Here is a 15,001-nt window from a genome sequence, read left to right as displayed (position 1 = left end):
CCGCCGCCCCGTGGAGGGGGCGGGACGGCGGACCCGGACACCCGAAGGCGGTGCCCCGCTCCCCCCTCGCGAGGGGGGAGCGGGGCACCGCCGTTTCGCGTACCGGGATCAGCAGGTGCCCGCCGGGCGGGCCCGGGTCACCAGGTCCGTGTGGCCCGTGGTGCCGTCGATCCACACCACGCGCTTGCCGGTGTCGGCCGCGTGGCCGGTCTGCTCACCGCGGTTGCAGGAGACCCGCTTCAGGCCCTTGCCGTCCAGGTCGGTCTGGACGAGCTTGGTGAGGTTGCCGTTGCTCCAGCCGCGCTGCGGCTTCCACTGGGTGAGGGTCACCGCGGAGTCCGAGGCGTCCACGTTCCAGAAGTACGCGGTGGCCGAGCTCTCGGGGATGACGTCCGTCAGGCCGGTGCCGTCCAGGTTGGCGCGGCGCAGGCCCATGCGGTTGTCGTCGGCGATGTCGTCGACCAGCCAGTAGAGGTACTTGCCGTTGATCGCGGGGGTCGCGACACCGAGGTAGGCGCCCTTGGCCGGGACCAGGGTCTGCTTGCCGCTGCGCACGTCGGTGATCTCCGTGGAGACCTGCTGCTGCCCGTCCTTGTCGACGTACACCTTCGCGTAGCCGAGCTTGTCGCCGCTGAGGGTGGGCAGCGCGGTGACCACGTCGTAGCGGCCGCCGTCCACGAACACCGGCTCGCGCTCGCCCTTGCGCAGGTACGCGACCCGCTGCTGGCCGTGCGGGCTGGACTCCTGCCAGGTCACGGTCCCGCCCGAGACGTGCACGTTGGCGACGGTGGTGCCCGCCGACCACAGCTTCTTGACCGGGCCGCCGGCCAGCGGCCGGGAGAGCACCTCGACGCTGGTCGGTCCGTACGCCACCCACGCCACGGTCCTGCCGTCGGTGTCCGGGTAGACGTGGTAGCGCCCGTCGTTGGGGCTGATCAGCTTCTCAGCACCCTTGCCGTCGGTGCGGCCCGCCCAGACGGAGAAGGCCTCCTGGCCCTCGTCGTCGGACTTCGACGCGGCCCACCAGCCGCCGCCCGCGCCCGCGCCGGTGTTCGGAAGGCGGCCGCCGACGCGGGTGGCGTTCACGTCGCCGAGGAGCTTGTCGGAGTCGGCGCCGATGGCCTTCTCCCAGCCCTTGGTGATGCCGTGCGCGTCGAAGGCCCGGTTCACGGCCCGCAGCTTCGCGCCCTTGACCCCGAGGTCCTTGGCCGCGGCGACCACCGCGTTGCGGGCGTCGGTGTAGCCGTCGAGCGGCGTCAGGTACTCGGCGAGGGCCTTGTAGACGATCCGGTCGGCCAGGGTGCCGCCGAGGTCCTCACGGATGTCCCACAGGGCGCCCGAGAAGATCGTCGAGTTGAGGTGCACACCGCCGCTGTCGGTGCCGATGGTGACGCCGAGGAAGTCCTTGGCGGTGGTCCGCCCGTCGTTCAGATTGCGGAACGCGCAGTCCTCGGGCGCCTTGGTGCGGCACAGGTCCTCGCCGATGAGGGCGGCCTTCGGGTCGCTCATCGGGGTCTTGGACGCGGTCACGTCGATGGCGTTGCCGAAGTAGTCGGCGACCGCCTCGTTCAGGGCGCCGGACTGGCCGACGTAGACGAGGCCCGCGGTGTGCTCGACGACGCCGTGCGTCATCTCGTGGCCCACCACGTCCAGGTCGGCGGAGAGGGTCTTGGTCTCCTCGTCGCCGCCGCCGTACACCATCTTCTGGCCGTCCCAGAAGGCGTTGACGAACGGGAACCCGCCGTCGGTCACGCCCACCAGGGAGTTGATGGCCATGCCCTTGCCGTCGAGGCTGTCGCGGCCGTGCTTCTGCTTGTAGTAGTCGTAGACCTGCCCGGCCGCCCAGTGCGCGTCCACGGCCCCCGACTCGGTGGCGTCCTTGCCGAAGTCCTTGGTCTTGGAGGCGACTTCGGCGATGCCGCTCGGCCACCTGCCGGACGCGTCGTTGGCGTCGACTCCGCGCGCGTCCCAGGTGGTCAGCGCGTTCTTGCTGCCGTTCCACTGGTGGCGGTAGTCACGCAGCTGGTACGAGCCGGAGGCCGCGTCCTGGGTCAGGTCGAGGTCGACCTTCTTGCCGTCCAGCTTGACGCCGCTGCCCGTCGTGCCGGGGAAGTCGGCGTCGTCGGCTATGGACTGGATGCCCGAGTACTGGAGCACCGGGAAGCCGGAGGCGGCGTCGACGTACACCTCCTGCTTGACCGGCGCGCCGCTCACGGGGTCGGTGCCGGTGACGGTGACGTGGTACGTCAGGACGCCCTTGCCCTGGGGCAGGACGACCAGGCCGTGCGAGGAGCCGGAGAGCGGGGTGCCGCTCTCGGCGGTGCGCTTGCCGGCCTTGGCGTTCGCCTTGGCGTCGGCCGACTTGGGGGCCAGCTTGGTCAGGCTGCCCGTACGGCCGTCACCGGCGGCGGTCGCCGCGACGGCCCGCGCGACCGCCGTCTTCTCCGCGACCCGCGCCTTCGTCCCCACGGCCAGGCCCGTGAAGTACTTGCCGGAGGTGCCGGTGACGACCCGGTCGCCGTCCTTCTTCTCCATCCGCACCAGGTACTGGCCGCCGAGGACCGGCAGCCCGCGGTGGGTCTGCTGGAAGCGGACCGTTTCGTCGGCGCCCTGCTTCAGCGTCTGCTCGGCCGTCAGGTCCCGTGCCGGGTCGGCGATCTCGTACCGGTCCTTCTTGGCCGCGAGGTGGCCGCGGGCCGCGGCGGCCGGGCTGCCCGAGTCCTTGGCGGCCTCCTCGATCCCGTCCACCAGGGCCGGGGTCCTGGTGCCGGTGCCCGGGACGACCTCGGTGGCCGGTCCCTGGGGCGTCTCGTCGGCGGCCTGTGCCGCCGGAACGCCGGACGCGAGCAGCGCCGCCGCGCCCAGGAGCGCGGCGCCGCCGGATATGCGGGCCCGTCTGCGTGACTTGCTCATGTTCCCCTCCACACGCCGAAAGGCGCACGTCAACAGAGCGCACGTCATGTACGTGCGCTAGCCATGCAAGTCGTTGCCCGAGTGTTGATCAAGGAATAACTACGGGTCACAAGTGGGTCCGCACACTTGTGTGCACCCAGGGGCGGCGTGAGACTTCCCGTCATGACCATGGTGGGGAGCGGCAAGGGAAGCGCGCTGCGCGACCTGGGCCTGGGGGAGTCGGACGAGCGGGTGTACGGGGCGCTGCTGCGGCGCCGGGCCGCGGCGGCCCTGGACCCGGAGCAGCTGCGGCGGGAACTGGGGATCACCCGGGGCGAGTTGGAGCGGTCCCTCGCGCGGCTGCGGGAGCACGGCTTCACCCTGCCGGAGCCGGATGCCGCGCCCGGCGCGGGGCAGGCGCGGCCCGCCCTGCCGCGCCCGGTGCCGCCCGCGCCCGCCGTGCGCGCCCTGATCCGCCGAAGACAGGCGGAACTGCACTACCGGGCGGCGGAGTTGGAGCGCCTGCGGCGGGAGGCCGACGAGATAGCCGAGCGCCTGGAGCCGGACCCGGCCGCCGCGCCCGGCACCGGCGCGGCGGTCGAGACGGTCAGGGGGGCGGCCGCGGTCCGGCGCCGCGTCGACCATCTGCTGGCCCACGCCGAGCGGCAGGTGCTGATCCTGGACCGGCCGCCGGGCCTGGACTTCTGGGCGGCGGGGGACACCGCCCCGGCCACCGGCTCCCGGGCGGCGGACGGCGTCCTGCCCGGCGCGGGCGTCGCGGCGCTCCTGGAGCGCGGGGTGGCGGTGCGCGCGGTCCTGGCCCGCGAGGGCGTCGCGCCGCCCGGCCTGCTCAGGCCGCTGCCCCCGCTCCTGGAGCGGGGCCTCCAGGTGCGGACGGCGGCCCATCTGCCCACCGGGCTCATCGCCGTGGACGGCCGCGCCGCGCTGCTGCTGCCCGCCGGGGACGCCCCGGGGGACGCGGGGGACGGTGCCGCCGTGGTGGTGCGCGGCACGCTGCCCCGGCAGGTCTTCGGGCCGCTCTTCGAGGCGCTCTGGGAGCGGTCCCTGCCGCTCGGCGGCGGTGCGCGACGCCCGCCCGAGGAACACCGCGACCTGCTCAGGCTGCTCGCCGGGGGCCTCAAGGACGAGGCGATCGCCCGCCGCCTCGGCGTCCATGTGCACACCGCGCGCCGCCGCATCAGCCGGCTGCTCGACGAGCTGGACGCCGACACCCGTTTCCAGGCGGGCGCCCAGGCGGCGCTGCGGGGCTGGCTCGCGGGCCCGTGACGGCGTGAGCCCCGCCGCGCGGGGAACTCGTCCCGGCGTGACGGGGCTTCGGAAGAGGCGGCGGCCGCGGCGGGTCGCGCGGTCTCAGAAGGCCTCAGCAGGTCTCAGAAGGAGAAGACCTGCCCCTGGCCGATCTTCAGGGCGCAGGGGTTGGCGAAGGTGTGCGCGTACGAGACCCGGCGGCCCTCCCACACGCCCTGGGCGGTGACGACGATCGGGTTCCACTCCTTGGTGCAGGAGCGCGACGACGACTTCTTGGTGATGACGTCGAACTTGCCGCCCACCGAGCGCAGCTGGTCGCACGCGGCGGCCGCGTCGGGGTGGCTGCCGACGCCGCCGGAGGAACAGCCGAGCGTCACGGCACGCTGGATGTCCGCGGTCTCGGCCTTCTCGCCGTAGCCGATGGTGAGCACCAGCTCGGAGGGCGCGTAACCCTGGGCCCGGGCGGGCTCGGGCGCGGAGCCCGCCATGGCCGCCGTGGACAGACCGCCGAGCGCGAGGGCGGCGCCCAGCGCGATCCCCCCAGTGATGTACCGCATTTCGAACACTCCCTTGCTTGATTTCCCGGATAACGAACGGAACCGGAAGCGAGTCTTGCTCAGGGCGTCACTGAAAGCACATCGGACGCTTACTTTCAGTCGTTGGTTGAGAACTGAGGGTAGTGGCGTGAAGTGATGTGCTCCGACGGGCGCGCCGGGACGTCCGATACCCCCTGCGACCGGCGGGGAGTGGGCATTGGGGTGGAATCTCCCGATCGCCGCAAAGCGGGGCGCATGGCTGCGAATGGGTGGTCTGTGCCGCGCCGTGCGCCCCGCGGAGGGGACGGGATTGGCCGGAGGGCGCACCTCGAACGCGTCTGCGGGCGGGGTGCGCACGGGGTCAGCGCTTGGGCCAGTACCAGAGGGGCTCGTCCAGCATGCTGGCGCGGCCCGCCACCTGGGTCTCGCCCCGCTCCTTCACCAGCTCCATGGAGTTGACGTCCGTGCGGTGGCGGCGCGCGCCCTCGGCGATCGCGTCCGCGAGGTCCTGGGCGTGGGTGACCAGGACGACCTGGGTGTCCTCGGCGGCCGTCAGGATCAGGTCCGCGAGGGGGCGCAGGAGGTCGGGGTGGAGGCTGGTCTCCGGCTCGTTCAGGACCAGCAGCGCGGGCGGCCGGGGCGTCAGGAGCGCGGCCGTCCACAGCAGATAGCGCAGGGTGCCGTCGGACAGCTCGGCCGGGCCGAGGGGGCGCCGGAGTCCGCGCTGGTGGAGCTGGATCTCGAACCGCCCACCGTTGTCGGCGATCCGCACCCGGCTGCCCGGGAACGCGGCGTCCACGGCGGCGTCCAGGGCCTCGTCGTCACCGGTCTCGCGGATGGTCTGGAGCGCGGCCGCGAGGTCGGCGCCGTCGTGGGCGAGCACCGGGGTGCGGGTGCCGACGCGGGCCGCGCGGGCGGGCGCCCCGGCGTCCGTGCGGACGTGGTCGTAGAACCGCCAGGAGCGGATCAGCTCGCGCAGCCTGAGCAGGTCCGGCGCGAGCTGGGGGTCCGCGAACTCGCTCAGCATGCTGTCGTACGGGCGGATGCCCTGCGAGCGGTGCCAGCCGCCGTCGGCGGTGCGGGTGCGCACGGCGGGGCCCGCGCGGTCGCAGAGCAGCGCGGCGGTGCGCAGCACCGGGCCCGCCCAGGTGCACTCCCGCTTGATCTCCGGGTCGAGGGCGAACATGGACGGGGCGCCGCCGGGCTGCGCTCCGCTCGACTGGGGGACGCCGAAGTCCACGGCGTAGCCGAACTCGTCCCCGGCGAAGCCGAGCTTCAGGCCCGCGGGCTCCTGCTTCTTGTCACCCGCCCAGACGGCGGAGGGGAGGCCGCCCTCGTGGGCCAGGGCGGCCACGGCGCCTCCCTGGCCGGAGTCCGCGAGCAGCCGCAGGGCCCGGTACAGGCTGGACTTTCCCGTGCCGTTCGCCCCCGTGATCACGTTCAGCCGGTCCAGAGGGACGATCAGTTTGCGGAGCGAGCGGTAGTTTTCGACGGCGAGTGTGCGGATCATGCTTTTCAGGGTTGCAGGTGGGTGTGACAGTGGGGTGTATGTGGGGCTTCGCCCCTTTCCCCCTTTGTTGGCGCTTCGCGCCTCGTCCTCAAACTCCCCCAAGCTCTTAAGGAGCAGGGCGGGGCCCCCTTGACGGGCTTTCGGCCCGGCGCCTGAGCTTCGCCGTCGCCAAGGTGACGGCCGTCCCCGCCACCGCCCACGCCGACAGGACGAGCAGCGGGCCCGTGGTCGCGTTGCCCTTGAAGTACGCGATCGAGCGGGCGACCCAGGTGCCCGCGCCCGGGGGCAGCGCGGGCCCGATCGCCTCCCAGAACGGGGGCAGCATCGGCAGCGGGAAGGCGCCGCCCGCGCTCGGGTTGCCCGCGACCACGATGAGCAGCACCGCGAGGCCGATGCCGACGATGCCGGTGAGCGCCTCCAGGGCGAGGGTGATCGCGCCGACCGCGAAGGTGAGCAGCGAGCCGAGGCCCCACAGGGCCAGGACCGAGCCGGGCAGGGCGCCCAGGATCGGGCCGACGATGACCGCGCCGCCGATGCCGCCCGCGATCGAGAGCAGGGCCATGGCGCCGAGCCTGATCGCCGCGCGCTGCGGGGTCGCGGGCCGGGAGCCCGCGCTGATCGACATGATCGACGCGCACAGATAGCCGCCGACGCACCAGCCGACGACCAGGTAGAAGGACGACAGGCCGTTGAAGTCCTGGGCCGACGCCGGGGCCACGTCCACGGTCTTCACGGTGCGCTTCTCGGCGCCCGCGACCCCGGTGCTGATCGTCTCCAGGGCGTTGGCGAGCGCCTTGCCGCCGCCGGAGGCGACCAGGAGGGTGTCGTTCGTGCCCCGGGGATCGACGACCAGGGCTCCGTCGATCTTCCGGTCCACGATCTGCTTCCGGGCCGCGGCCTCGTCCTTGAGCACGCGCGGGTCGAGCGGATCCCCGGGGAGCCGGGCCAGCTGCTCCTTGGTCTGCTCGGCCGCGGGGCCCGGCGCGACGACTCCGAAGGGCACGTCCGTCGGCTTCGGGTGGTGCAGCGCCCCCACGTAGGAGGTGATGAACAGCAGCTGCAGGGCCAGGACGCCGATGACCAGCAGGGCTGCTCGCGGTGTGACGGCGCTCTTCAACTCGTCGGCGAAGGTCATGCCCCCACGCTCCGAGGCGCCCGCGGGGGGCGCAGGCGGGGCGGGGCCGAATGGCTGAAGGGGGTGCTCCGCGCGTGCGGTCGAACTAATATTCGAACGTGGTCTATGGTGGAGGCGGGGGACAGGAAGCGGAAGGTTCAGGAGGTGCGTGTGCCCGGGTTCACGCATCTGCACACCGCCTCCGGGTTCTCCCTGCGGTACGGGGCCTCGCACCCGGAGCGGCTCGCCGAGCGCGCCGCCGAGCGGGGCATGGACGCGCTCGCGCTCACCGACCGGGACACCCTCGCGGGCGCGATCCGCTTCGCCAAGGCGTGCGAGAAGGCGGGCGTGCGGCCGCTGTTCGGGACGGAGCTCGCGGTGGACCCGCCCGCGCCCCGGGAGGACGGCGCGCGCGGCGCGCGCCGTCGCGCCCCGGTGCGCGGCGGTGCCTTCATCGACGAGTCGACCCCGAGGGTGACCTTCCTCGCCCGGGACGGGGCCACGGGCTGGGCGGCGCTGTGCCGCCTGGTCAGCGCCGCCCACCGCGACGGCGGGCCCGTGCTGCCCTGGGACGGGAACCACGGCGAGGGACTGACCGTGCTGCTCGGCCCCGCCTCCGACGTCGGCCGGGCGCTCGCCGCCGGGCGCCCCGACCGCGCGGCCCGTCTGCTCGTCCCCTGGCGCGAGCGGTACGGCGACGCGCTGTGTCTCGAAGCGGTGTGGCACGGCCGCTCGGGCACCGGGCCCGGCTCGCTGCGGCTCGCCGCCCGCACCGTCGGCTTCGCCGCCGAGCAGCGGCTGCGCCCCGTCCTGACCAACGCCGTCCGCTACGCCGACCCGGGCCAGGGCCCCGTCGCCGACGTCCTGGACGCCGCGCGCCGCCTGGTGCCCATCGACCCGCGCGGGGAGCACGACGGCGGCGAGCGCTGGCTGAAGGGCGAGGCCGCCATGCTGGGCGCCGCCGAGCGGATCGTCGAGGCCGCCGGGTTCCGCCGCGACGCCGCGCACCGGCTGCTCGAACAGACGGCGGCGGCCGCCGCCGCGTGCCTGGTCGACCCCCAGGACGACCTCGGCATCGGCTCCGTGCGCTTCCCCGAGCCCGCCCTCGTCGGCGCCGGGCGCCGCACCGCGCAGCGCGTCCTCGCCTCCCGGGCGGCCGCGGGCATGGTGCTGCGCGGCTACGACGGGCGCGCCGACCGGCGGGCGTACTGGGAGCGGATGCACCACGAGCTGGACATCATCGCCCACCACGGCTACGCCTCGTACTTCCTGACCGTCGCCCAAGTCGTCGACGACGTACGGGCCCTGGGCGTCCGCGTGGCCGCGCGCGGCTCCGGCGCCGGGTCCCTGGTCAACCACCTCCTCGGCATCGCGCACGCCGACCCGGTCGCGCACGGGCTGCTCATGGAGCGGTTCCTGTCCACGCGGCGGCAGGTGCTTCCGGACATCGACATCGACGTGGAGTCCGCGCGCCGCCTGGAGGTCTACCGCGCGATCCTCGGCCGGTTCGGCCAGGAGCGGGTGGCGACGGTCGCGATGCCGGAGACGTACCGGGTCCGGCACGCGATCCGCGACGTGGGCGCGGCCCTGTCCATGGACCCCGCGGAGACCGACCGGATCGCCAAGGCCTTCCCGCACATCCGCGCCCGCGACGCCCGCGCGGCGATGGCGGAGCTGCCCGAGCTGAAGGGCATCGCGGCCGAGGCGGACCGGCACGGCCGGCTGTGGGAGCTGGTCGAGGGCCTCGACGCGCTGCCGCGCGGCGTCGCCATGCACCCGTGCGGCGTGCTGCTCTCCGACGCCTCGCTGTTCCGCCGCACCCCCGTCATGCCCACCAGCGGCGAGGGCTTCCCCATGTCCCAGTTCGACAAGGAGGACGTGGAGGACCTCGGTCTGCTCAAGCTCGACGTGCTCGGCGTACGGATGCAGTCGGCGATGGCGCACGCGGTCGCCGAGGTCGAGCGGGCCACGGGGGAGCGGGTCGATCTGGACGACCCGCGCCGGGTGCCGGAGGGCGACGCGGCGACGTACCGGCTCATCCGCTCCGCCGAGACGCTCGGCTGCTTCCAGATCGAGTCGCCGGGCCAGCGGGACCTGGTGGGACGCCTCCAGCCCGCGACCTTCCACGACCTGGTGGTGGACATCTCGCTGTTCCGCCCCGGGCCGGTCGCCGCCGACATGGTGCGGCCGTTCATCGAGGCCAGACACGGCCGCGCGCCGATCCGCTATCCGCACCCCGACCTGGAGGAACCGCTCCGGGAGACGTACGGGGTCGTCGTCTTCCACGAGCAGATCATCCACATCGTCGACATCATGACCGGCTGCGGGCGCGACGAGGCGGACCGGGTGCGCCGCGGTCTGTCCGACCCCGGGTCGCAGGGCCGCATCCGCCACTGGTTCGCGCAGACGGCGGCCGCGAAGGGCTATGGCGCCGAGACGATCCGGCGGACCTGGGAGATCGTCGAGGCCTTCGGCAGCTACGGCTTCTGCAAGGCGCACGCCGTGGCCTTCGCCGTGCCCACGTACCAGTCGGCGTGGCTGAAGGCCCACCACCCGGCGGCCTTCTACGCGGGCCTGCTCACGCACGACCCGGGGATGTACCCCAAGCGGCTGCTGCTCGCGGACGCGCGGCGGCGCGGGGTGCCGATCCTGCCCCTCGACGTGAACCGGTCCGCGGCGGCCCATCGCATCGAACTGGAGTCCGAATCCGGAGCGTGGGGCGTACGGCTCGCGCTCTGTGACGTGCACGGCATCAGCGAGGCCGAGGCGGCCCGCATCGCGGCCGGACAGCCCTACTCCTCGCTGCTCGACTTCTGGGAGCGGGCCCGGCCGAGCCGCCCGCTCGCCGGCCGGCTCGCCCAGGTGGGCGCCCTCGACGCCTTCGGCGCCAACCGCCGTGATCTGCAACTGCACCTGACGGAGCTGCAGCGCGGCGCCCGCGGCGGGCGCGGCCCCCAGCTGCCGCTGACCGGCGGCCGGGGCACCGCGCCCGCGGGCCTGCCCGACCTCGACGACGCGGAGCGGCTGAGCGCCGAGCTCGGCGTGCTCTCCATGGACGCCTCACGGAACCTGATGGACGACCACCGCGCCTTCCTCGACGAGCTGGGCGTCACCTCCGCACGCCGGCTGCGCACCGCGCGGCACGGCGACGCCGTCCTGGTCGCGGGCGCCAAGGCCGCGACGCAGACCCCGCCGATCCGCTCCGGCAAGCGCGTCATCTTCACCACCCTCGACGACGGCACCGGCCTGGTCGACCTGGCCTTCTTCGACGACGCCCACGCCGCCTGCGCGCACACCGTCTTCCACTCCTGGCTGCTCCTCGTCCGCGGCGTGGTGCAGCGGCGCGGCCCGCGCAGCCTCAGCGTCGTCGGCTCGGCGGCGTGGAACCTCGCGGACCTGGTGGAGCTGCGCCGCGCGGGCGGCCTGGACGCGGTGGCGCCACGCCTGGCCGAGGGCGGCGCGGCGACCGGGGCGTCCGCGGGGTCCGGGGCGTCCGGGGCGGTCGCGGCGGCGGGCCGGGGCGGCGACCCCGGAGGCGGCCGCCGCATCCGGATGGAGACCGGATACGAGATGCACCCGTGGGCCGACCTCCAGCCGCCCGGCGAACGGGCGCCCACGGGACGGAAGTTGTGGCACCAGAGCCCGGGGAGTGCGGGATGACCATCCTCTGCGTACGTTTCCAGCTGCCGCCGATGTACGAGGCGGCCCTGCCGGGCCTGCTCGGACTCCTGGAGGAGTTCACCCCGGTCGTCGAGGCGCTGCCGCCGGACGGGGCCCTCGCCGATCTGCGGGGCGCCGAACGGTACTTCGGGCGCGACGCCGTCGCCCTCGCGTCGGTGATCCGCGTGCGCGCCCTCGCGCTGCACGGCGTCGACTGCCTGATCGGCGCGGGCCCCGGCCCGACGCTCGCCCGGGTCGCGCTGCGCGACGCCCGGCCCGGCGTGCCGTGCGCGGTGCCCGTGGACGCCGCCGCCGAGTTCCTCGCCGAGAAGCCCGTCGCCGTGCTGCCCGGCGTCGGCCCGGCGACCGCCCGCACCCTGTGCGAGTACGGCCTCGACACCCTCGGCCGGGTTGCCGCCGCGCCCCTGTCCACGCTCCAGCGCCTGATCGGCGCCAAGGCGGGCCGCGAGCTGCGCGAGCGGGCGGGCGGCGTGGACCGGGGCCGGGTGGTGCCGAACGCGGTCTCCCGCTCCCTGGCCACCGAACGCGCCTTCTCCCACGACGAGATCGACCCCGGCAGGCACCGCCGCGCCCTGCTCTCGGCCGCCGAGGAGCTGGGCACCCGGCTGCGCGCCCTCGATAAGGTCTGCCGCACCCTGACCCTCACCGTCCGCTACGCCGACCGCTCCGCGACCACGCGCGGCCGCACCCTGAAGGAGCCGACCGCGCACTCGGCGGAGCTGACGCGGGCGGCGTACGGCCTGTACGAGGCGCTCGGTCTGCAGCGGGCCCGGGTCCGCGCGATCGCCCTGCGCGCCGAGGGCCTCGGCCCCGCCGACCAGGCCGCCCACCAGCTCACCTTCGACCCGGCGGACGAGCGGGCCCGCCGCATCGAGGCGGTGGCGGACCGGGCCCGGCGGAAGTTCGGGGCGACCGCGATCGTGCCGGGGTCGCTGGCGGCGTAGGGCGCGGCGCCCGAGCGGGCCGCCCCGCCCGTCCGCGGCTCGCGACCGCGCCAGTGATTGCCGGGAAGTCGTGCCCGGGCCAGTGATCGCTGGGAAGTCGTGCCCGGGCCAGTGATCGCTGGGAAGTCGTGCCCGCGCGCAACTTCACACTTCACCTACCGGCACGTAATTTAGCGTGTACGCGTCAATGCCGTGATCCGGGTCACAGTCGATCGTTAGCCGGTCATCGCACCTGCCCCGATCCGCGAGGAGATCGCCTGATGCTGCCCTGGAGACGAGCGCTGCGCGCGCTCACCGCCGCCCTGCTGATCACGGGCGCCGCCACGCTCACCCCCACCGCCACGGCCGCCGCGTCCCCCGTTCCCGCCGCCGCGTCCGCCCCGACGCGCGGCTGGAACGACTACGACTGCCGCCCGTCCGCCGCCCACCCCCGCCCGGTCGTCCTCGTCCACGGCACCTTCGCGAACTCCGTGGACAACTGGCTCGTCCTCGCGCCCTATCTGGTCGGCCGCGGCTACTGCGTCTTCTCGCTCGACTACGGCCAACTGCCGCTCGTGCCCCTCGTCCACGGCCTCGGCCCCCTCGCGAAGTCCGCCGAACAGCTCGACACCTACGTCGACAAGGTCCTTGCGGCGACCGGGGCCGAGGAGGTCGACCTCGTCGGGCACTCGCAGGGCGGCCTGATGCCCCGCCACTACCTCAAGTTCCTCGGCGGCGCCGCGAAGGTGAACGCGCTCGTCGGCCTCGCGCCCGACAACCACGGCACGACCCTGCTCGGCCTGACCAGGCTCCTGCCGTACTTCCCGGGCGTCGAGGCCCTGCTCACCACGGCCACCCCGGGCCTGGCCGACCAGATCGCCGGCTCGAAGTTCCTGACCAGGCTGAACGCGGGCGGCGACACCGTGCCCGGCGTGCGCTACACCGTCATCGCCACGCGGTACGACGAGGTCGTCACGCCGTACCGCTCGCAGTTCCTCGACGGGCCGAACGTGCGCAACGTCCTGCTGCAGGACCTGTGCCCCGTGGACCTCTCCGAGCACGTGGCCATCGGGGTCCTGGACCGGGTCGCCCACCACGAGGTGGCCAACGCGCTCGACCCGGCCCACGCGACCCCGACGACCTGTCTGTCCTAGGGCCTAGCTGTTCGTGGCGGCCCGTCGCCGTGCCGCCACGAACAGCGTGCCCGCGCCGAGCGCGATCGCCGCGGCCCCGCCCACGGCGTACCACGCGCCGGAGCCGTCGCCGCCGGTCTCGGCGAGGCTCTCGCCGGTGGCCGCCACCGGCTTCGCGGCGCCGCCCATGGCCGAGGGCCCCTCCGCCCCGCCGCCGAGGTCGCCGTGGCCGTGGTGCTCCACGGTGGACTTCCGGGCACCGGCGGCTATGTCCTTCTCCGACGGCGCGGCGGCGGCCGGGGCGACAGCGCTCTTGCCCGCGCCGAAGACCACGTCCGAGCAGGTGTAGAACGCCTCGGGGGAATTGGACCGCTGCCAGATCGAGTACACGAGGTGCCGCCCCGACCTGGCAGGAACGGTGCCGCTGAACTCGTACGAGCCGCTCACCAGCTTCGGGTCGGTGACCTTCGCGAAGGGCCGCTGCTCCAGGTCCGACCACTTCAGGGGCTTGGCCGGGTCGTACGAGGCCTTGGTGACGTACAGCTCGAAGGAGCCCCGGTGCGGGGCCGTGGCCCGGTAGCGGAAGGTGTGCTTCCCGGCGCTGAGCCTCGCGGCGGGCCAGTCGGTGCGAGGCAGGTCGAGCCCCTTGTACTTGGCGTTGCCCGCGCTGCACAGCTTGCCGTCGGGGATGATCTCCTTCGACCTGCCCGCGGCGTTGGCGATGTTGACTTCGTTCCAGTCGTACAGGGGCTGGGTGCCGCCCGCCCGGACGAGCGCCTTGCAGGCCGCCGACTTCGGCGCCTCGGGCCCCTCCTGGAAACACGCGGCCACCCGGCTCACCGGATCCGTCATCGACCCGTGCGCGGCGGCGGGCGCGGCGGTGAACACGGTGAGGGCGAGCGGTACGACACCTGCCGTGGCGATCGCGGCGGCCTTGCGGGCAGCAGTCATGGGGGATCTCCTAGCCGACGTACGGGGTGGGGGAAGCGGGGCGAAAACCCCGCGGCGATCAGCAAGTTAGCCCCCGCCCGGCCCGAACCCCCCTGCCGAAAGGGGCCGCGGGCGATCCTTATGCTCCCGTTAAGGACCCCCTCAGCCTCCCCTCAGGTCACCCACCGGTACCGCCGCTCCGGACGCCCCGTGCCGCCGTACTTCAAGGTCACCTCCGCGCGGCCCGTCACCGCGAAGAACTCCAGATAGCGGCGGGCGCTGACGCGGGAGAGGCGGCCCGCCGCCGCGCACTCGGACGCGGACAGGCCCCGGGGGTGGGCGCGCAGGGTGTGCTCCACCAGGTCCGCGGTGTGCGGGGCGAGGCCCTTGGGGAGTTCGCGGGAGCCGGGCGGACGGCCGCCGAAGAGCTGGTCGACGTCCTCCTGGCGGGCCTCGGCGAGGCCGTCGAGCCGGGCCCGCAGGGCCGCCACGTGCCGCAACTGCTCCCGCAGCGCGGCCTGGTTGAACGGCTTGATCAGATAGTGCAGGGCCCCGGCGCGCAGGGCCGCGCGGATCACCCCGGCCTCGCGGGCGGCGGTGATGAACAGGGCGTCCACCGGCGCCCGGCCGGGGTCGAGCTCCTCCGCCGCCCGCACCTCCCGCAGCACCGCGAGCCCGTCCATGTCGGGCAGGTACACGTCCAGGAGCAGCAGATCGGGCCGCAGCCGCTCCACCGCCCGCAGCGCGTCGGCGCCGCTGTGCGCCACGCCCGCCACCACGAACCCGTCCACCGCGGCGACGTACCGGCTGTGCAGCCTGGCGACCATGAAGTCGTCGTCGACGACCAGCACCTTCGTCATCGCCCGGCCCCCTCGGCCCCTCGTCGTCGCCGCAGGGTACGAGCGCGACCACAACGACCACAACGTCCGTTGATTCCGGAAGGGAGACAGGTTCCGCACGCGTCGGCAACATGTGGGCCACCTCACCCACGTACCCGGCCGAAAGGCGGTGGC

10 protein-coding genes are annotated in these 15,001 nt (G+C 74.2%); 4 read left to right on the top strand and 6 right to left on the bottom strand.

Annotated elements, in window-relative coordinates:
- Positions 1-108 precede the first annotated feature (108 nt).
- Entirely contained in the window at positions 109-2,913 is a 2,805-nt protein-coding gene (locus tag C9F11_RS09495; RefSeq protein WP_138958842.1) for a M4 family metallopeptidase, read from the bottom strand.
- 162 nt (positions 2,914-3,075) lie between these two features.
- Here C9F11_RS09495 and C9F11_RS09490 point away from each other — a divergent pair, with 162 nt between their 5' ends.
- Positions 3,076-4,179 (top strand): hypothetical protein, encoded by a 1,104-nt coding sequence (locus tag C9F11_RS09490; protein WP_249401656.1) that lies wholly within the window; start codon positions 3,076-3,078, stop codon positions 4,177-4,179.
- 104 nt (positions 4,180-4,283) lie between these two features.
- On the opposite strand, the gene C9F11_RS09485 is transcribed toward C9F11_RS09490, so the two are convergent.
- From C9F11_RS09485 to C9F11_RS09475, 3 genes are all read right to left on the bottom strand, one after another.
- Positions 4,284-4,718 carry a subtilase-type protease inhibitor gene (locus tag C9F11_RS09485; protein WP_138958841.1) on the bottom strand — a complete coding sequence of 145 codons (435 nt, stop codon included), beginning with the start codon at positions 4,716-4,718 and terminating at the stop codon, positions 4,284-4,286.
- A gap of 340 nt (positions 4,719-5,058) precedes the next feature.
- On the bottom strand, positions 5,059-6,207 hold the full coding sequence (locus tag C9F11_RS09480) for an AAA family ATPase (RefSeq protein WP_138958840.1): 1,149 nt from the start codon (positions 6,205-6,207) through the stop codon (positions 5,059-5,061).
- A gap of 106 nt (positions 6,208-6,313) precedes the next feature.
- Positions 6,314-7,342 (bottom strand): DUF3533 domain-containing protein, encoded by a 1,029-nt coding sequence (locus tag C9F11_RS09475; RefSeq protein ID WP_138958839.1) that lies wholly within the window; start codon positions 7,340-7,342, stop codon positions 6,314-6,316.
- 150 nt (positions 7,343-7,492) lie between these two features.
- Between C9F11_RS09475 and dnaE the strand changes: the two genes are divergently transcribed.
- From dnaE to C9F11_RS09460, 3 genes are all read left to right on the top strand, one after another.
- Positions 7,493-10,981 (top strand): DNA polymerase III subunit alpha, encoded by a 3,489-nt coding sequence (gene dnaE / locus C9F11_RS09470; protein WP_138958838.1) that lies wholly within the window; start codon positions 7,493-7,495, stop codon positions 10,979-10,981.
- On the top strand, positions 10,978-11,946 hold the full coding sequence (locus C9F11_RS09465; RefSeq protein ID WP_138958837.1) for a hypothetical protein: 969 nt from the start codon (positions 10,978-10,980) through the stop codon (positions 11,944-11,946). Before dnaE ends, C9F11_RS09465 begins: the two co-directional genes overlap by 4 nt.
- 260 nt (positions 11,947-12,206) lie before the next feature.
- On the top strand, positions 12,207-13,079 hold the full coding sequence (locus C9F11_RS09460; protein ID WP_138958836.1) for an alpha/beta fold hydrolase: 873 nt from the start codon (positions 12,207-12,209) through the stop codon (positions 13,077-13,079).
- A 3-nt stretch (positions 13,080-13,082) separates the two neighbouring features.
- On the opposite strand, the gene C9F11_RS09455 is transcribed toward C9F11_RS09460, so the two are convergent.
- Together C9F11_RS09455 and C9F11_RS09450 are read right to left on the bottom strand one after the other, a co-directional pair.
- Positions 13,083-14,009, bottom strand: a complete 927-nt coding sequence (locus C9F11_RS09455) for a lytic polysaccharide monooxygenase (protein ID WP_138958835.1) — start codon at positions 14,007-14,009, stop codon at positions 13,083-13,085.
- Positions 14,010-14,161: 152 nt separating this feature from the next.
- Complete coding sequence (locus tag C9F11_RS09450; protein WP_138958834.1) at positions 14,162-14,848, bottom strand: response regulator; 687 nt, start codon at positions 14,846-14,848, stop codon at positions 14,162-14,164.
- Positions 14,849-15,001: the final 153 nt, after the last annotated feature.

The organism is Streptomyces sp. YIM 121038, assembly GCF_006088715.1.
GTDB lineage: Bacteria > Actinomycetota > Actinomycetes > Streptomycetales > Streptomycetaceae > Streptomyces.
Note: the sequence above shows the minus strand (reverse complement) of the source record. Positions and strands in the feature narration are given on the sequence as shown.

Coding starts and splice junctions, on each gene's coding strand:
- C9F11_RS09495 (WP_138958842.1), bottom strand. CDS start 2,913: ATGAGCAAGTCACGCAGACGGGCCCGCATATCCGGCGGCGCCGCGCTC.
- C9F11_RS09490 (WP_249401656.1), top strand. CDS start 3,076: ATGACCATGGTGGGGAGCGGCAAGGGAAGCGCGCTGCGCGACCTGGGC.
- C9F11_RS09485 (WP_138958841.1), bottom strand. CDS start 4,718: ATGCGGTACATCACTGGGGGGATCGCGCTGGGCGCCGCCCTCGCGCTC.
- C9F11_RS09480 (WP_138958840.1), bottom strand. CDS start 6,207: ATGATCCGCACACTCGCCGTCGAAAACTACCGCTCGCTCCGCAAACTG.
- C9F11_RS09475 (WP_138958839.1), bottom strand. CDS start 7,342: ATGACCTTCGCCGACGAGTTGAAGAGCGCCGTCACACCGCGAGCAGCC.
- C9F11_RS09465 (WP_138958837.1), top strand. CDS start 10,978: ATGACCATCCTCTGCGTACGTTTCCAGCTGCCGCCGATGTACGAGGCG.
- C9F11_RS09460 (WP_138958836.1), top strand. CDS start 12,207: ATGCTGCCCTGGAGACGAGCGCTGCGCGCGCTCACCGCCGCCCTGCTG.
- C9F11_RS09455 (WP_138958835.1), bottom strand. CDS start 14,009: ATGACTGCTGCCCGCAAGGCCGCCGCGATCGCCACGGCAGGTGTCGTA.
- C9F11_RS09450 (WP_138958834.1), bottom strand. CDS start 14,848: ATGACGAAGGTGCTGGTCGTCGACGACGACTTCATGGTCGCCAGGCTG.